This window comes from Paenibacillus sp. FSL M7-0802 (assembly GCF_038004945.1).
Classification (GTDB): domain Bacteria; phylum Bacillota; class Bacilli; order Paenibacillales; family Paenibacillaceae; genus Paenibacillus; species Paenibacillus polymyxa_B.
In genome coordinates this window covers 1468342-1486580 of the sequence record NZ_JBBOSD010000001.1, presented here as the reverse complement: position 1 = coordinate 1486580, position 18239 = coordinate 1468342, and the positions used below count along the sequence as shown (strand labels likewise).

Genomic DNA, 18239 nt, shown 5'->3' with positions numbered 1-18239 from the left:
TGCACCTTTAAAATACATGGGGATAAACCAGAAGGTTATTCCAGTATGTATTCTAGGGTGCACTTTATTGTTTCATCATAATTAATCAAAAGTATAAAAAGGTCAAAATTTGACCTTAATGTAGTAAAATAATCCCGCTGTTTGAAAGCGCAGTCATGATATTCTTAAGAAGCATATTTGATCAAATTTTCAAATGATTCAGACTAACTAAGAGGAACAGAGGAAAGGAAGAGACTGATGAGTCTTGAAAAGGAATACGTTAAAATAGCCCAAGATGTCATTAAAGGGCTTGGCGGAGAAGACAATATTATTTCCATGGCACATTGTGCCACACGGCTGAGGCTGATTGTAAAAGATAGAGAAATTATTGATGATGAATTTATTGAGAATATTGATAAGGCCAAAGGCGTTTTCTTTACCTCTGGGCAATATCAAATTATTTTTGGAACCGGTACTGTAAATAAAGTATACGATGCCATGGTTGGTCAAAGCATATCTGCTACATCAAAAGCTGATTTGAAAGAAATGGCCTCCACCCAAGATGATAATCGGTTCAAAAGAATGATCCGAGTTTTCGGGGATGTATTTGTTCCGATTATGCCCGCATTGGTAGCTACAGGATTATTCATGGGAGTTAGAGGCTTAGTAACTCAGCCTGCACTGCTCCAGTTATTTGGACTTACGCCTGATCATATTTCTGCGAATTTCATATTGTTTACACAAATATTGACCGATACGGCTTTTGCATTTTTACCCGTGTTGGTATGTTGGTCGGCCTTCCGGGTGTTTGGTGGATCGCCGCTATTGGGGATTTTGATTGGATTAATGTTAGTGAGTCCTTCGTTGCCTACATCCTGGGATGTCGCCCAAAAAGTTCAGGAACCACTAGTGTTTTTCGGATTCATTAAAATTGCAGGCTATCAGGGCTCGGTTCTGCCTGCTTTCATAATAGGTGTCGTGGGGGCGATGCTGGAGAAGAAGATCAGGAAGTCAGTCCCCGATGCATTGGACTTAATTCTAACACCGTTTCTAACATTATTAATAACACTGGTACTGGGATTGTTCGTAATTGGTCCCATTTTTCACGAGGTGGAAGCTTTAATATTAATGGCTGTTACCGCCATTTTGAAATTACCATACGGCATCGGCGGATTTATTTACGGTGGCATCAATCAGATTATTGTAGTTACCGGACTACACCATGCCTTAAACCTGATTGAAATACAGATGTTAGTGGGCAATGGTTGGAATATGGTGAACCCGATCAGTTCGGCGTCGATTTGCGCACAAGCGGGTGCTGCGCTAGCTGTTGGTCTAAAATCCAAAAATGTAAAAACCAAATCCATTGCTTATCCTTCTACCTTGTCAGCGTTGTTGGGCATTACAGAACCCGCTATCTTTGGGGTGAACATTCGATATGGCAAACCGTTCATGATGGGCTTGATTGGAGGAGCGGTTGGTGGTTTCTTCGCACGTATATTTAATATTCAAGCAACGGGGATGTCGATTACAGCCCTACCTGGAATGTTATTGTACCTGAACAATCAGATATTTCTTTACATTTTAGTTTGTGTAATCGGCTTTGCTGTAGCATTTTCGCTAACGTGGATCTTTGGGTTTAAAGAAAAAACAGATAACAAATAAAATGATGTGGGGAGAATCATGGACAACAACACACTACTTAAGAAATTGGACAGCCTTTCAATAGAAGAGAAAATAGGCCAGCTCATCCAACTGACCGGTGATTTTTTTGAAGGGGATATAGACACTGTTGTGACGGGGCCTTTAAAAAAATTAGGGTTAAACGCCGGCTACAATATATATAACACAGGATCGATATTGAACATCACTAACCCAGAAAAAATTATCCAGTTGCAAACGGATTATTTAGAAAAATCGATTCATAAAATTCCGCTGCTGTTCATGGCAGATATTATCTATGGGTATCGAACTATCTTCCCGATTCCGATTGCACAAGCATGTAGTTGGAATTATGAGGGAATAGAACATGCGGGTTCGATTGCTGCCCAGGAATGTTACGACGAAGGTGTTCACGTGACCTTTTCCCCCATGGTAGATATCGTTAGAGATCCCCGTTGGGGGCGGGTGATGGAATCGCCTGGAGAGGATACTTTGCTAGCGAAGAAATACGCTGAAAGCATGGTTCAGGGGATACAGGGAAGAAGCTTGGAAGGGATCATACCAGCCAATAAAATTGCCGCTTGCGTCAAGCATTTTGCCGCTTATGGGGCACCTGTCGCTGGACGTGAGTATAACGCCGTGGATATGTCGGAGCATACGCTGCGAGAATATTATTTGCCAGGGTATCAAGCTGCAATCGAAGCGGGGGCAAAGCTTGTTATGACGGCCTTTAATACCTTGAACGGCGTCCCTGCGACAGGAAACGAGTGGCTTAACCGCGACGTGCTAAGACGAGAAATGAATTTTAATGGTGTGTTGATCTCGGATTACGCCGCTATAGAAGAACTGATCATGCACGGTTATGCTGAAGACGAGGCTTCAGCCGCAAGGATTGCGTTATTGGCTGGTGTTGATGTGGATATGAAGACAGCGATATATGCCAATCAATTGGAGAAAGTAGTATCGGATAACGAGCATATGCTGGAGCTTTTGAATGAGGCTGTATACCGTGTTTTAAAGCTAAAAAATGATTTGGGGCTTTTTGAGGACCCGTTCCGCGGATTACAGGAAACCGTTCAGCGGTCGAGAAACAGTATTCTGTCAGATGAACATAAAAAAGCCGCGCTGTCCTTGGCTGAAGAATCCGTAGTCTTGCTGAAAAATGAAAATCAACTACTGCCATTGTCTAAACATACCAAAGTAGCTTTAATCGGCCCTTACGCAGATGAAAACTCTACCCTGGGCATGTGGGCCATTAAGGGGGATGAGGCGGATACCGTCAATTTGAAAATGGGATTATTAAAGCATGTTGATCCCGGCAATCTCTCGGTTTGCAAAGGGGCGTATATGCTCCCCGCTAATGCGAGAGAAGCCCTAGGCAAATATGCGGACAAGCTGGCTGCTGAAACAGTCGATGAGGAGGCCCTGCTGCACGAAGCGATCCGGAATGCTAACGAAGCGGATGTCATTGTCCTCGCCTTGGGAGAAAGTATTTATCAGAGCGGAGAAGGGGGATCGCGAACGAACCCGACGCTTCCTAAGCCGCAAATGAAACTGCTCCATGAATTAAGTTTACTGGGCAAAAAGATGGTTCTGATCGTTTATAGCGGAAGACCTTTGATTCTTACCGAAGTAGCCGGAAAAGTTGACGCTATTGTTCAAGCCTGGTATCCAGGAACGATGGGCGGAGAAGCACTGGCCAATATACTGTATGGGGAAGTCAATCCATCGGGGAAATTAGCCATGACCTTTCCACGAAGCGTTGGACAAATTCCGATATCCTACAATGAGTTGAATACAGGAAGACCAAATTTAAAGGAAAATGGTTCTTATCGGTTTGCTTCTCGATATATTGATGAAGTGAATGAACCCTTGTATCCGTTTGGCTATGGTAAATCCTATACCTCATTTGAATACAGCCTATTAACAATTAGCCAAAAAGAAATGAAAAAAAATGAGTCAGTTGATATCTGTATTTCTGTCACCAACACTGGAATTTATGATGGAAAGGAAACGATCCAATTATATATTCGCGATAAATTTGCAAGTGTTGCAAGACCAGTGAAAGAATTAAAAGACTTTAAAAAAGTTTTTTTGCAAAGTGGCGAGACCCAAAATGTCGAATTTTCAATTCATGAAGAGATGCTTAAATTTTATGATCGTGAAATGCAATACAAAAGTGAACCCGGCGAATTTGATATTTATATCGGGTCAAGCTCGCAGGAAATTTTGCTGAGTTTTAGTTTTGTTTTTTTACCGGAGGATGAGCATGAATAAAAGCGACGCGTATAACCTTAAATATCATATTACTCCTCCTTACGGTTTGCTCAATGACCCTAATGGGCTTGCCTATTTCAATCATCAATATCATGTGTTCTATCAGTGGAATCCAAAAGGAACGGAGCATAAAAATAAATGCTGGGGCCATGTTGTTTCTAGCGATCTGGTGCACTGGCAAAGGAAAAGTGTCGCGCTGGAGCCTTCAGAATGGTATGACAAGGATGGCATTTATTCGGGCGGAGGCATTGTTCATAATGAAAAGCTGTATCTGTTTTATACAGGAAATGTAATCCGAGATGATGGAGTAAAAGAAAGCTATCAATGCGCCGCGATTTCGGAGGATGGCGAGTATTTCCAAAAAATAGGTCCCTTGTTTGAGCACCCCAAAGGTTATACCCGACATGTTCGAGATCCGAAAGTATGGAGAGACCAACACGGGAACTGGTGGTTGATTGTTGGTGCTCAGAGAGAAGATTTGACTGGAAATACGCTTATCTACAAATCTAAAAATTTGTCCGAATGGGAATGCCAAGGATCATTTGTTGATCACGATCATCAATTTGGATATATGTGGGAATGTCCAGATGTACTTCATTTTGCCGAAAATGATGTTTTTGTTTTCTCTCCTCAGGGTTTACCGGAGAGAGGCGAATATTATAAAAATCCTAATCAATCGGGTTATATTGTTGGCAAATTATCGAATACAGGCAAATTTAACGGCAACCTTTCCGATTTTAAAGAGCTTGATCGAGGATTTGATTTTTACGCGCCACAATCATTTAAGGTTAATGACAGAACCATTATGTTCGGATGGATGAGCGCCATGAATGAAGAAGCGGAGAGGGCTGTCCCGACCATTCAGGAGGGCTGGATTCATGCATTGACTCTTCCTAGAGAAGTGGTATTGATGAACGGTGTGTTGTACCAGAAACCATTGCCGGAATTACAATTGTTAAGACTGGATGACATGCATTACAAAGGGGAAATTCAAAATAACAGTGAGTGGTTACTGCCTTCTACACAAACGGAGCTCATTGTTCATTTTTCCTTACTCACAGAAAACTTTAAAATGATCATTAGGGATGCTGTGCAATTTGACTATGATTGGGAACAAAATAGTCTGACAGTTTGGAGAACAAACTGGTTGACTGGCGAGAGGGAGTACAGAAAAGCAACATTAAATAATAAGCTTGCAGAAATGCAAATATTCATTGAAAGCTCAAGCTTGGAAATATTTGTTAACGAGGGTGAAGAAGTGTTTTCCCTGCGTTATTTCATAGAAGATGCAGACCAACGCAATGTATTGCTTGAGGCAGGAGACAATGTAGGTGAAGTTAGAATGTATCAGTTGCAGGAATGTGTAGGTTAACATTTTTTTGCTTGCCGAGTTGCAAGTAGGCTAAGGAAGGCTGTTCATTATCCCGTTTACGGGAAGAACTGCCTTCTTTTTTATTTTGGTCCGTTGAATAGATTCTGCTTGTCCGGGCATTTTACTATCGGTATAGTATGAGTATTAGTATAAGAGTTTATTGCTTAATATAGAATACAGATGGATCACTCATGGCTGGCTGATGAGGTGTAGTGATGAAAAAAATATATGAACATATCGAAATAGACAGAAAAAAAATGATTAACCTTTTTATGTTCCAATCCAGAGATACAGAAAGAGTCATTCCTATGCATTTTCACAGCAATATGGAGTTGATCTACTGTACAAGTGGAAGTCTAAAGGTGTGGCATGAAGGAAAAATAACTATTTTGATGGAAAAGGATGCGCTATTCATTAACAGCAATGTCCCGCATTCCACGCAGAGCATTACGGAGAACCAAGTCATTGTGCTGCAATTTCCAGACACTTTCTTTGCCAATGAACAAGTAATCATCCAATTAAACACGCAAGAGAAACAAGTTGAAGATACTATAATCTCTAAATTAAGAGGATTGTTTATGGATATATATGATCTACATATTTCCAAAAGCAAATACGACTACATTTTAGAGCAAAGCCGAATTATTGAACTGAAATATTTGCTTGTCAATCATTTTAGTCAAGCAACAGACATTCCACCGGAAGTATTTAGTGAAAAGCAACGAAAGATAAAGACAATCATGGACTTTATTAAAGAGCATTATACTGAAAATATTAGCCTGGCCAAAACGGCCCGTATCTGCGGTTATTCGGAGGCTTATTTGTCGCGAATGTTTCATGAATATACAGGCCAGACGTTTACCGAATACAAGCAAATTCTTTGTTTGGAGAAGGCGATCGATTTACTGGATTCAACCAATAAGTCACTTACAGAAATTTCTTACGAGGTGGGGTTTCCAAACGAGAAATCTTTCAGAAAAGCTTTTAGAGAAGTTATGGGTAAAACACCGTATGAATATAAAAAATCAAGATTTGATCTGGATGTGTAACGCCACGAGCATGCACAGCATCCTTTCAGTACAACCAAGGGGCTGTCCCTTGTCATTTGATGACTTTAGGACAACCCCTTGATATTTACGCTATGTCAGAAGAGTTATTAGCTTAACGGTTATCGATCTTTTCCGGGTACATATCATGGTTCATCATGCGGTGCTCCGCTATCTGTTCGTACTTCGTTCCTGGCTTGCCGTAGTTGGTGTACGGGTCGATAGAGATGCCGCCGCGTGGTGTGAATTTGCCCCATACTTCAATGTAGCGAGGGTCCATCAGCTTAATCAAGTCATTCATGATGATATTGACGCAGTCTTCATGGAAATCGCCGTGGTTACGGAAGCTGAACAGGTACAGCTTAAGGGACTTGCTTTCTACCATTTTAATATCGGGAATGTAGCTGATGTAGATGGTTGCAAAATCAGGCTGTCCTGTAATCGGGCACAGGCTGGTGAACTCCGGGCAATTGAACTTTACAAAATAATCCCGATACGGATGTTTATTATCAAAACTTTCGAGAATGGCGGGATCATAGGCAAACGTGTATTGTGTACCTTGATTGCCAAGCAGGGTAACGTCGGTCATTTCTTCGGGTGTTCTTCCGGTCATTGGATGGGGCTCCTTAAGTTTAGTTTGGTAAAAGAGAGAGGGAGTTATGATGATGGGGAGGTCGCTCCGCGAAGGATTTGAGCTTCCGATCGCTGTTGAAATGGGATTCTTTCTGATAAGATGAAAGATATAGGTTAGAATCCCATTTCAAAGGAGAACGCTATCGCTTCTCCAGCTTCAAATCCTCCGCTTCGCTGCCGACCGCCGTCACCACCATAAAGTCCCTGCTCGTTTATCTGTAGGCTGGGATAGAAGAGAATAGTGCTCGCTCCTATATGAAAGGAGCGAGCTTGTTGAGAACCCCGTCCTCACGGACGAGGGTTTCTCTTGTTTTGTAACTTGGGTGTCGAGGGTGTACTTCGACTAATTTGGCGTATCTTGTGTATCACATACAGCCTATACGGAATATATTACATATAAGTGTTATACGCCGCGTTTATTGCCCCATACGAGGGTGTGGAGCTGTGGGAGTACTCTTACGTCGTTTAGTCGGGAATCGTCCATGACACGGTCGATAAGCCATTCATAACGATGGAGTAGGGACTCCGCAATCTGTCCGGTGTTCTCCGTGTTCACATCTGGATTACCCGTCTGGAGGAACAGCGGTACGTGTGGATAGCGCTCGTGAACGATGCGGGCATAGGCAAGATCGGTGTCATCGAAGATGACGACCTTCAAGCTGCAAGCTCCGGTATAGAGCCGCGCAGATTCATTAGCGGGTTCCTTCAAGCCTGGTGCGGTTGGGACGTTGGACGTAGCTCGGGACTCACTAGCCATCTTCCGGTTCGATAGACGGGCGACGATATCATCCAGCACGTCCCAGTTGGTCGTCATACCAGAGCTGGGCGGCTTCGGGGATAGGGTTACCTCATCGATATCGTATAGCCATTCCTGCCAACGGGAGCCTTGTGTTTCGACAGCGGTGGCAATGCCTTGGCTGCGCAGCAGGGTAATTAGCTCCCAAAGCTGCGGTAGCAGGGCAGGATTGCCTCCAGAAAGGGTCACATGCGAAAACCGTTCGCCACCGATGGCCTTCAGCTCCTGCCAAATGTCAGTGGCACTCAGACGACGGATCTGGTCCTTGGCGCTGCCGTCCCAGGTAAAGGCGGAGTCGCACCACGAGCAATGGTAATCGCAGCCTGCGGTGCGAACAAACATCGTTTTACGACCAATGACCATACCTTCGCCCTGAACGGTAGGACCAAACACCTCTAGTACGGGAATAGGGGCTAGTTTGGTGCCGTGGGAGGCTGTCATGGGTTGGTGAGTCGTCACGGTATTACTCATCGAGCATCCACTCCCGTCGGAACTCGGCGTAGCTGGTAGGTGTCTCGAACAACCGTACAAACTCGGTACGTCCACCTGCGACACGGTTGCAGTATGCATCCGAGGTCAAGGCTGACTCCATTTGTTCAAAGATCCAGACGACCATATTTTCCGCCGTTGTATTCATTGGAGGAAGCGTCTCATTCAAGTAACGGTGGTCCAGAAAAGGCTCAATCCGCTCTTTCCAGATCGTTTTGATGTCACCAAAATCCAGCGTTAGACCCGTTTCGCCCGGTATACCGCTTATGCCAAACACGACGATATAGGTATGTCCGTGCAGATTTTTGCATTTACCTTCGTAGCAGTGCAAATGATGTGCTGCATCGAATGTAAATTGTTTGCTGACTAGTACACGTTTGCGGTGATAACGCAGCTGAGAGTGCTCAATGTCTGTCCCGAACTGCTGGAGCTTGTCGACAATGCGAAAAGTACCTGGCTCACGCATGACCTTCAACTCCTTGGGATGAAGCTCCGCGCACCGCGAGATACTGCTCGAGTCCAGCACGGCGAAGTTTGCAAGCAGGGCATTCGCCACAGCCGTCGCCAATGACGCCGTTATAGCACGTTAGTGTACGTGTTCTTACAAATTCAAAAGCTTTCAGCTCATCGGCCATGTGCCAGGTTTCGGCCTTGTTCAACCACATGAGCGGGGTATGAATCACAAAGGGATAGTCCATCGAAAGGTTCAGTGTGACGTTCAGCGATTTGATAAAGGAATCCCGGCAATCGGGATAGCCGCTGAAATCCGTCTCACAAACGCCTGTAATCAAGTGGCGCGCTCCTTTTTGCTTGGCGAGAACTCCCGCGAAGCTCAGGAACAGTAGGTTGCGACCGTCTACAAAGGTGCTAGGCAGTTCGCCTTCCTGTTGAGTAATGTCAATGTCGGTGCGTGTGAGGGCATTAGGGGCTAGTTGATTAAGCAGGCTCATATCCAGTACCGTTTGCGGAACACCCAGCTCGCGGGCAATTCCAGCGGCTACTTCGATTTCCTGCTTGTGGCGTTGACCGTAATCGAACGTCACGGTTTCTACTTCAGCAAAATGTTTTTTTGCCCAGAATAAACAGGTTGTGCTGTCTTGGCCGCCGCTGAATACGACGACTGCTTTTTCGTTTGCAAACATAAAAAAACCTCTCGATCTTCTTGGAATGGTGCAAGACATGGAGTCTTGTCACTTGGAAGAAGGAGAGTTCTTGAACCGACTTCAACAAAAAACAGGCCTTGCCCCGCGAATTCATTTTTCTTGCGGAGGACAAAGCATCGTTAGTTTTTTATAGAGGGAGTTCGCGAACCTCTCCCATGCATGACGCATGGATTTTCTCCATTAGTATCTGCCATGAGGACAGACGGCTATAGCATTGTCATTATAGCATGGCAGGGCTATTTGATAAACACTCCACCAAATGGAATGACTTCCCGTAAAAATCGCTTGATCACGCCATCGTCGTTCATATCCTGTTGAAGCCGCCGATGATGTTCCCCAGCATGAAATAGTACGGTACCCTGTCCGGTCATTTTAAAATGATAGTTCATATGCTGGCTGGCCAGATGGTTGCCGTACACGGTCAACTCTAGTTTAGCGTTTTCGGGATAGGCAATGACGCTGCTTGCATCCACATATATCGGCTCTGTGGGATGAAGCTGTTCTTGACATACCAATCCCTGCGTCAAAAGACCGATTTGACCAACACCATCGAATTTCATTTTTATAACATCGCGGCTAAACAACATGTTTTTCATGCTTAGCAGCTTGGTACGCATTTGGATACCGGAGCTGTACCAGAACAGGTTGCGAAAATCGTATAACAGATCATCGCTCCCTTCAAGCTTAATCATTTTTAGACTAAAGCCAGGCGGAAGTGCGGCAATTAGGCGACAAGCTCCTGTGAAATCGGCTTGAATCAGTTTGTGTTTGCGATACATGCCCTTAATATTCATCAGTTTATCACTACGGCCTGAGCTGGGTCCGCGGTATGCGATGATTTGCTGCGGATGCAGAACATGCAGCTTTTCTCCTTCCGCCAGATCGAGCGTTACGACCGAACCGACGCTTTCATCATGGTGTTGTCCTGCTTGTATGTCCATTCAGACCTTTCATCCTTTCAGACAGTTAGTATCTTCCCGAACGTCGACGCATCCCGTAACGCAACAGTCGGATACCGATAAAATAACCGGCCAGCAGAATTATAGCTGTGATGATGAGCATTTTATTTCGGTGTGAAGCCTGATCGCGCTGGGTTTGAAGATTTTTTAATTCTGTGACAGTGTCAGTCAGCTTGCGGTTTTGCTCCAGTAATTGGGCGTTTTGCTCTTGATAGGCTTCTAAGCTGTTACGGGCCTTCTCCAGATCCTCCTGTGTTTGTCGGTAGCTTTCCTTGAGCTGATACACATCACCGGGCAACCGCGAAAATTGCTCGAAGCCTTGGTACACATCATCCCAATAAGCAGCATGTACTTCAGGTACACGAGTTATCCCAAAAATAAACAAAAGTGCTATAGCAGCGCAGACAATGCGGCGGTACAAAGCAAAACGACAAGTTGGTCGTGCCAAGAGATGTTCCCCCTTTTGATAAACCAAGATGTTAGGTGATACGGATCATTACCCATATGACATGGTTACGTATAATATAACGATTCGGATGCAGATTTTAGAATAAATGGACGACAAATACGGAGAAAATGTTCTCAAAAAAAGTCGATATATTAGTTTAAGTGTACCTTAAAACGGGTATATCAAGGAAGCGGCAACATTCCGGCATTTTTTCCAGCATACGAGTAAAGAACGATCCGCACCTGATCAGGGCTTAAGTTGAATATATGAACTGAAATATATTAAAAATTGATATAGAAGGAGATTTTGCAAGATGAATGAGAGAGAACAAAACTATAAAACTTTAAAAATCACTGTAAATGGAAAGCCGTTATCAAAGGATCTCGTTGTAGATAGCACTACTTTTGCTCCTATATCTGATATTTGCACAAAAACGAAAGTTTCTTTAACAGAAACTACAATCTCATAAGTATAAATATAGAAGTAGACTATAATATAGCCCGGCATATGCCGGGCTATTTTTGCGCATTTATGTAATTAAAATGGTTTAAAATGTTATTTACCAAACTAGGTCCCCCTTCATAAAGATTCCCATGTATAATTTTCACAATCAAACATACGTTCCCTGACAATATAGTGTCAGATAACACTGTTAATTTAGAGTTACATGTTCTTTTAGGGGGAATTTACCAGTGGTGAAGTCAATGCTCAATGTAACGTGCACATGGGACAAAGAGTCTATATCTGCGAATGGGTCCAAACAAGTAAATCTACTGATAGAATGGGGCTATGGAGCTATACGTAAAAGAAAAGGAAATCTAATACCGAAAGCAGCGGGATGTGACCTTCAACTCCAGTTCATTTCAGAAAACGGGGTAAGTCTATTAAAAGCTGAAGGGGTGAGGCTCGGTTTTAAACGCTCAGAAAACGGAGATAGCATGTTTGTTCACTGTGGTGATGTACGGCGGGGAAAATATAGACAGGCTATTTTAACGTTTTCTATACCGGCTCACTCGTCCGGAAGACATACGATTGGAATGATGGAGTGGAGCTGGCGCAAGCCATCGCAGGAAAAGCGAACGCTGATCCGGACAGACCAGCTCTATATCCATTTCACGCATCATCTTGGTCTGCTGAGCATTCCATCCAACCCGAAGGTGGAAAAATACATAAAGCTGAATGAGACGTCCCCTATTGTAAAAAAAGCATTGCGTATGTACGAGAAAGGGGAATATGAGCGAGGGGCGTTCATCCTTACCAGACAAGCAGATGAATTACTTATACGTGCAGCAAGAAGCGATGACATGGACTACCTGCAGGAAGCCGAGTTAATTCTGGCCATACGCAATAAATGGAGTGGTACTTTTGTCTCATTCACAGCGTATAGTTCTAAGGTCATTTTTAATAAAGCAATATCGGTAGGAGATGTTCATTTTACTGAAAATGATATTTTAAGATAGGCAATTATGCTAGTTTATTTGTGTAATATAGTGAGTCTAATTTACTATCTTTTTGTAAAGGAGAGACTTCCTTGACTGATCGGTTGATACGTTTAATGCGGATTATTACTATTGTTCAGGCAAATCCGGGGATATTGGCAAGAGAGCTTGCCGAACGTTGTGAAACATCAGAACGTACTATATACCGGGATATGGAGGCGTTAAGCGCTATGCATATTCCGATTACGAATATGGGGCATGGAAAAGGGTACATTTTTATTAGTAATTTTGCTTTGTATCCTCTGAATTGGACGGAAGAAGAGGTAGAGGCTTTTACCAAGCTGGGAGAGATTATGGAAACGGTAAAGCCTCTTTTACCGCCAGCTTTTGAAAGTGCTTATGAGAAAGTGATGGCCTCTAGTCAGAAAAAAAAGATGGACCAGACGAGCTTCGCGCAGGAAATGAAAAATATCATCCGGCTCGGCTCGACACTTGATCGGGAAAACCAGCCCTATCTGCTCAGGCTGATTGTTTTGGCGAGTCTTACGCAGCAGACGATTGAAGCGGAATACAGCTCGCCTCAAAATGAAAATGTATCCCTAGTTCAGGTAGATCCTTATTGTTTGGTTCCGCAGGATCGGCGATTCTATATGCTTGGTTTTTGTCACAAGCACTCCGCTATGAGAACCTTTCGGATCAGCCGCTTTCGGAACATGAGAATTTTGCCGTATACGTTTCAAAAAAATACAACTGAAATGGAAATGTTTTTTAAAGGGACCTGGTCGGTGACCAAAGGAAATCAGAATATCCGGTTTGTGGTACGTTTTTCTGCCGAGTCTGTATATCGGGTCAAAGAAGAGGAGCTGTTCATCAAGCCTTTTCTTAAGGATTTGCCGGATGGAAGTTTGTTGTTTGAGGTGACGGTCAATCATGACCGTGAATTTTTGGATTGGCTCACTTCCTATGGAGCTGAGGCCGAGATCCTGGAGCCTTTACGGTACCGCAAACGAATGCAAGAAATGCTGCGGACCTGGGGGGCATTCTATTTCGATAAAAAGGCAGGAAATCAAGAATAACAGGGGGAGATCCCCCGGAACGGGCCGGGGAGCTATCCGTTTAACGGTCTTTAAACAGGTTGGCGAGATTGCCAAAAGGACTGTACTGCTCCTGTTCTTCTTCTGGTGAGGAGTAGACGAGCTTCGAGCCGCGGCTTTCCTCATCGTCAGCAGCATTATGAACTAATGTAATACGATCAAAATGGTACATGAAAACCTGTGCGGTGTTCACGGCATCATCCAGTGCCCGGTGTTGTTGACCGTCAAAGTCAATGTTGCACAATTCCAGCGCCTGAGACAGGCTCAACTGACGGTACTTTCCATTGGAACTAAACAGACGGGAAATCTGCTTCTGTATATCATTTGTATTATGAATCCATCCGAGATCTACATGATGGGTACGACAATGGGATACCAGCTTCTGACGGTCATCCGGGCCCCATGCGCATAAATAATAAGGGGAATCCGTACCGAGCCAGGCTATGAATTGCTTCACAGCTTCAGGGAATAGTGGGGCGGCATCAATGTCTCGTTGAGTAATACCCGTGAACTGAACGGTATCTGTAGAGAGTACAGGCCGATTCGAGGGCCTTACAAAACTGTGAAACGTATCCGCAACGTATAGGCCATCGTCTCCCTGAACAACTTTGACGGCACCGATATCAATGATTTCGGAGGAATATCTGGCGTTACGGCTAACAGTAAATTCAAGATCGTAAATAATGTATTGCATTTCTGGACTCCTTCCACACATATAACTGATCCCGATGGATATCGGGACGAATGTTCTCTGCCCGAATGACTCTTCTCCATCATACCTCTCGGTTCACAACTTGTCAGCGGTTAAAAGGTTTGCTTTTAAAAAAAATATGCGATGTCCAAATGAGCTTGGACTATCGCATATCTAAAAACGCCTGACATACAGCAGCATCCGAAACCACTAGGATTCCGGACGCTGTTTTTGCTAGCTATTGAATTAGGCCGGGAGGTCTAACTTTTGTCCCGGATAAATGCGGTGAGGATTCTTCAACTTATTCAACTGCTGAAGCTGTTGCCAGGTGGTACCATGTTTGCGGGAAATGTCATACAGCGTATCCCCGGATTTCACAACATATACATGGCTATTTGTAACTTGTGCAGAGGCGGATGTCTGCTGTGGCTTGGCTGTTTGAGACTTTGCCGGTGCCGGTTTTGCGGGTGCTGGTTTCGCAGCCGGTGTAGGGACGGATTGCGGCTTTTCCTGCACAGGTGCGGGTGTTGCCGTTGAAGCAGATGGCGCAGCTTGTGTGGCAGGGACAGAAGTTTTACCATCAGCCTTGGCTTCTTGAATGCGACCGTCCGCTTGTACTTGCAGGCTAGCGGAGCCCACCTTTTGCATGTAGCGAATTAACGCTTCGTCAAGCGAGCCGAACATCCCTGCCTGTGGATATTTAGCGAACATCGTATATTGGTCACCACCTACGGCAGTAAAATCATTGGTGGCCAGTGTGTATGTTGCCTCAGGATCAAGTGTCTTTCCGCCGATCAGGATAGAATGAACACGGCTCCCTTTGGCTGCTGATGTGTCTATTTTGAACGAGATACCTGATACCTGTGGGAAACCTCCGCTTGGCTCTGGATAGGAGGCTGTACCATTTTCCAGTGCGGCCTGAATGTCAGAGCCCTTCACTTTCAGGGTAACGATCTGGTTGCCGAAGGGCAGCACAGTGATGATGTCTCCCTTGGTTACTGTCCCCGTCTTGATGGAAGCCCGTATGCCGCCACCGTTCGTTAAAGCCACGTCTGCTCCTGAAACATCACGCATAGCATCGGTGAGCAGGTCACCGAGATTGGTTTCACTTGCACGTACCTTTTCGCGTGCTCCTTCCAGATCCACACTCGTTTGCGTTACAACCTCTTTAAGAATAGGTTCCTGGTCCTTTTGAATGGAGGCGATCAATGCAGCAATCTCAGCGTCGGGCTGAACGTCGACTGCTTGAGTCGAATCAATCAGCTTGGCTTGCTTTTGCGTAACCTTACCGCCGTCGACCCATAAGTCCACAACACCCAGATACTTGGTGTATTCACCTGCGCTAGCGATCAATGTACCATTGTCACTAACCAAGCCTTTTTCCAGTACGGTATGGCTGTGTCCATCGATGAAAATATCAATGCCAGGCACTTCCTTAACAACCTTGAGGCTGGTGTCCTTACTAGACGCATCCTGCCCCAGGTGACCAAGAACAACAACGACATCTACTTTGCTGCGGATTTCATCAACAGCCGCTTTGGCCTCAGCCGCAGGGTCGGTGAATTGAATACCCTCAACATTTTTGGGATTAGTCTTATATGCTGTTTCTGGCGTAGTCAAACCGATAATACCGATTTTAACGCCGTCCACTTCTTTAATAACATAGGGTTTGAACAAACTTGTTCCGTCTGTTTGTTTAATATTGGCGCTGAGCACAGGGAACTGAATCTCCTTACTTAGCTCAACAAGATGCTTCCAACCATAATTAAACTCGTGGTTACCCGGAACCATAGCATCATAACGCAGCTTGTTAATCACTTTCACAATGCTCTCGCCGTTAACCAAAGTAGCGAAGGTCGTTCCATGAACGGTATCCCCGTCATCTAGCAGCAGTGTATTGGGATTGGAAGCCCGATACTGATCAATGATACCCGCCAGCTTGGCGAATCCCATTTCCTTGTCGTTCGCGACCACGTGGGCATGGGTATCGTTCGTATGTAGGATGGTGATGTGTTTACCGCTGACTGGAGCCGTTGCCGTTCCCGCTGTTCCCACATTGGTTGCTGGGTCTGCTGCTGCTGTACCGAGACAACCAAGTAGAAGCGCGGCAGTCGTCAGGATCGACGAGAGTTTTTTCCATGAGTTCATGTTGTTCCTTCAACCTCCCATAAAATGAATGAATTAGAGAAACCGCTTACGACCACATTTTATCAGATGATTGTAAAAATAACTTCTATTTTATATCAAAGCACTAAATTTTTTTGAGATATCGGTTGTTAAATCCATCGTCTAGTTACCTATATTGTAGAGGAAGTAATAAACAGCAACTTATAGAATAGGAACTAATGTTCTGTTTTGTAGTCAAAAAAAAGGGCAGTCTCTTTGGGCAGCCCGATCCGGGGTAAATAGTGATCCAACGTTTCGTCAGCTAGTGGCGGTTTTCCTTCACTCAGCAAAAGCACGGCAAACCGATTGGCCTGCTGTTCAAATTTTCCTGGAGAAAAGTAGGAGTGCTCCTCCATAAAAAAGCGGCTAATACCTTTATGCAGTCGGTCATGTCCCAATTCATGCGCACAGACGAACCGTTCCCATTCGGGTGTGAGGCCATTGTGGATAACGATAAATCTTCTACGCAACTTGTGGTAATACAGCCCTTTGGTTGTGGGGCCTAGATCGCAGTATCGGATATGGATACCCAAAGCTTTCGCAATATCGAAGGGGCAGTTGGTACGGTATTTTCGGACAAGTTTGTGAATGAGTTCGTTCATACGCTCACCTACTATCCCTGATCTTTGCCCGCTTGGGGCTCTTTGGGCTTTTTATGTTTGTTCATCTGCTTGGCTTCCCAGAACAGACCTGTCAGCACGTCCTTGATCCGTTGACGGTCTTTTTCATCCAGCGGAATGCCATCGAACATTAATTCGTCGTCTTCCTCCAGCATTTTTTTAAAATCCCGGCGGTCTTTGGAGGTTGCCCATTCCGGCACAGTAGAACGATAAAGTTCATGTGGATTTTGCTCCATTGAATCATCATCTCCCCAATATCCGGCGGCCTTCATCATTTCGGTATAGGATACGCTAAGCGCGTCCGCTATTTTGCGGAGAGTGGAGGGTTTGGGGATTCCGCGCAGTCCATTTTCAATGCGGGAAATTTGTGAATTGCTTATACCTGCAGCATCTGCCAACTGGTTGATGCTCCATTGTTTGTGTTCACGCTGCTGTTTTAAGTAAGTTCCGAATGCTGGCTGTTCCACGATGGGGCTCCTTTCTGCAAGAGAATCATAGATATTAGTTTTATTATACCATTAGGTAAATAGTAAAAGCACGTAATATGCCAAAAGGCATAGGAAAATAAAGCGAATATCCTGTTTTTAGAGCTATACTGCTTTTTTTGACGATGGATACCTATCCTAAATAATGTTATGTTATACTCAAAATACGAACAAAAGGGGAACACAATGTAAACACGAACGTTTTTCTATTTCAGGATTTTGCAAAATTCGATTCCAATCGCTTCGAAGTGCAAAATCCTCATTTAAAAATACATCATTGTCAAAAGGCATAAGATAAGGAGTGTTGCTTTACATGAGAAATAACTTACCCGAATTGGACCGTCGCAAAACGCAGAATGCATTGGAGGGTGTGTTTGAGAAATACCGAATTTATAAAACGATTACTTTTATGGATCGGGAGAGCTTTATTACGGCTGGCTATACGGATCGCCCGAACGGCCCAACGAATGTGACAAGCGATCCAACGGCCCGGACAGCCGTATATAATGTAGATGCTCCTGCCGCCCGCTTGGCCTACTGCGAAATGGTGGATGCCGTAGTGAGTCGCTTGAATGAACGCGAACAGCTGCTCATCCGTGAACGTTATTTAAAGGATGACGATGTGTTTGATTACAAGGTTTACAATTACGTACTGGACCCTCCGGTCAGCAAGGATACGTACACGAAGCTTCGTACGCGTGCTTTTTACAAAATGGCGCTTGCACTGGCGGACCAAGGCGTTTTAAATTTGGCAGGCTTGCAGAAGGGCGCGGATCGAAAACTGGGTTAATGTAATAATTATCCACTTGTTCTCATTTCTATTTTAAAATGGTTTCCTAAAAGGCCTTGATTTCCTGTAATAACAGGGATCAAGGCCTTTTTTTTATAATAGGAACATATGTTCTCTAAAAACCTCCCAA

18 protein-coding genes and 1 riboswitch are annotated in these 18239 nt (G+C 44.4%); of the genes, 8 read left to right on the top strand and 10 right to left on the bottom strand.

The features are described 5' to 3' along the window. Positions 1–237: 237 nt before the first annotated feature. The 4 genes from MHB54_RS07185 (at position 238) to MHB54_RS07170 (ending at position 6339) form a co-directional block, all read left to right on the top strand. Positions 238–1644: a sucrose-specific PTS transporter subunit IIBC gene (locus tag MHB54_RS07185; protein WP_023987359.1), complete on the top strand. Its 1407-nt coding sequence runs from the start codon at positions 238–240 to the stop codon at positions 1642–1644. Positions 1645–1662: 18 nt separating this feature from the next. Beyond that, entirely contained in the window at positions 1663–3918 is a 2256-nt protein-coding gene (gene bglX, locus MHB54_RS07180) for a beta-glucosidase BglX (RefSeq protein ID WP_103744453.1), read from the top strand. Beyond that, the gene (locus MHB54_RS07175; RefSeq protein ID WP_264454081.1) at positions 3911–5290 is read left to right on the top strand and encodes a glycoside hydrolase family 32 protein; all 1380 of its coding nucleotides are present in this window, start codon (positions 3911–3913) and stop codon (positions 5288–5290) included. The genes bglX and MHB54_RS07175 overlap by 8 nt, the downstream gene beginning before the upstream one ends. Before the next feature lie 215 nt (positions 5291–5505). Continuing rightward, entirely contained in the window at positions 5506–6339 is an 834-nt protein-coding gene (locus tag MHB54_RS07170) for a helix-turn-helix domain-containing protein (RefSeq protein WP_023987362.1), read from the top strand. Positions 6340–6451: 112 nt separating this feature from the next. Here MHB54_RS07170 and queF read toward each other — a convergent pair whose 3' ends face one another. The 6 genes from queF to MHB54_RS07140 all read right to left on the bottom strand — a co-directional run bounded on the left by queF (position 6452) and on the right by MHB54_RS07140 (position 10824). Next, positions 6452–6949, bottom strand: coding sequence for a preQ(1) synthase (gene queF / locus MHB54_RS07165; RefSeq protein WP_013309106.1), 498 nt, complete (start codon positions 6947–6949; stop codon positions 6452–6454). 423 nt (positions 6950–7372) lie between these two features. Continuing rightward, positions 7373–8236, bottom strand: coding sequence for a 7-carboxy-7-deazaguanine synthase QueE (gene queE / locus MHB54_RS07160; protein ID WP_076292301.1), 864 nt, complete (start codon positions 8234–8236; stop codon positions 7373–7375). After that, a complete protein-coding gene (gene queD, locus MHB54_RS07155) occupies positions 8229–8720 on the bottom strand; it encodes a 6-carboxytetrahydropterin synthase QueD (protein WP_071559070.1) in 492 nt (163 codons plus the stop codon). The genes queE and queD overlap by 8 nt, the downstream gene beginning before the upstream one ends. Beyond that, complete coding sequence (queC, locus tag MHB54_RS07150) at positions 8713–9396, bottom strand: 7-cyano-7-deazaguanine synthase QueC (RefSeq protein WP_013309109.1); 684 nt, start codon at positions 9394–9396, stop codon at positions 8713–8715. The genes queD and queC overlap by 8 nt, the downstream gene beginning before the upstream one ends. Positions 9397–9530: 134 nt before the next feature. After that, a riboswitch (PreQ1 riboswitch) is annotated at positions 9531–9574 on the bottom strand. A 79-nt stretch (positions 9575–9653) separates the two neighbouring features. Next, a complete protein-coding gene (locus MHB54_RS07145) occupies positions 9654–10358 on the bottom strand; it encodes an AIM24 family protein (RefSeq protein ID WP_013309110.1) in 705 nt (234 codons plus the stop codon). Positions 10359–10383: 25 nt separating this feature from the next. Further along, positions 10384–10824: a hypothetical protein gene (locus tag MHB54_RS07140; RefSeq protein ID WP_023987365.1), complete on the bottom strand. Its 441-nt coding sequence runs from the start codon at positions 10822–10824 to the stop codon at positions 10384–10386. A gap of 313 nt (positions 10825–11137) precedes the next feature. On the opposite strand from MHB54_RS07140, the gene MHB54_RS07135 reads away from it, so the two are divergent. From MHB54_RS07135 to MHB54_RS07125, 3 genes are all read left to right on the top strand, one after another. Then, positions 11138–11293, top strand: a complete 156-nt coding sequence (locus MHB54_RS07135; RefSeq protein ID WP_023987366.1) for a hypothetical protein — start codon at positions 11138–11140, stop codon at positions 11291–11293. Positions 11294–11516: 223 nt separating this feature from the next. After that, entirely contained in the window at positions 11517–12284 is a 768-nt protein-coding gene (locus tag MHB54_RS07130; RefSeq protein ID WP_023987367.1) for a hypothetical protein, read from the top strand. Between the two features lie 71 nt (positions 12285–12355). Continuing rightward, positions 12356–13339 carry a helix-turn-helix transcriptional regulator gene (locus MHB54_RS07125; RefSeq protein ID WP_023987368.1) on the top strand — a complete coding sequence of 328 codons (984 nt, stop codon included), beginning with the start codon at positions 12356–12358 and terminating at the stop codon, positions 13337–13339. Positions 13340–13379: 40 nt separating this feature from the next. On the opposite strand, the gene MHB54_RS07120 is transcribed toward MHB54_RS07125, so the two are convergent. The 4 genes from MHB54_RS07120 to MHB54_RS07105 form a co-directional block, all read right to left on the bottom strand. Continuing rightward, positions 13380–14051, bottom strand: a complete 672-nt coding sequence (locus MHB54_RS07120; protein ID WP_023987369.1) for a 3'-5' exonuclease — start codon at positions 14049–14051, stop codon at positions 13380–13382. Positions 14052–14294: 243 nt separating this feature from the next. Further along, positions 14295–16196: a 5'-nucleotidase C-terminal domain-containing protein gene (locus MHB54_RS07115; protein ID WP_071559068.1), complete on the bottom strand. Its 1902-nt coding sequence runs from the start codon at positions 16194–16196 to the stop codon at positions 14295–14297. A 194-nt stretch (positions 16197–16390) separates the two neighbouring features. Beyond that, entirely contained in the window at positions 16391–16816 is a 426-nt protein-coding gene (locus MHB54_RS07110; RefSeq protein WP_023987371.1) for an ImmA/IrrE family metallo-endopeptidase, read from the bottom strand. 11 nt (positions 16817–16827) lie between these two features. Continuing rightward, positions 16828–17301 carry a helix-turn-helix domain-containing protein gene (locus MHB54_RS07105; RefSeq protein WP_028543151.1) on the bottom strand — a complete coding sequence of 158 codons (474 nt, stop codon included), beginning with the start codon at positions 17299–17301 and terminating at the stop codon, positions 16828–16830. Between the two features lie 331 nt (positions 17302–17632). Between MHB54_RS07105 and MHB54_RS07100 the strand changes: the two genes are divergently transcribed. Beyond that, the gene (locus MHB54_RS07100; RefSeq protein WP_013309118.1) at positions 17633–18109 is read left to right on the top strand and encodes an ArpU family phage packaging/lysis transcriptional regulator; all 477 of its coding nucleotides are present in this window, start codon (positions 17633–17635) and stop codon (positions 18107–18109) included. Positions 18110–18239: the final 130 nt, after the last annotated feature.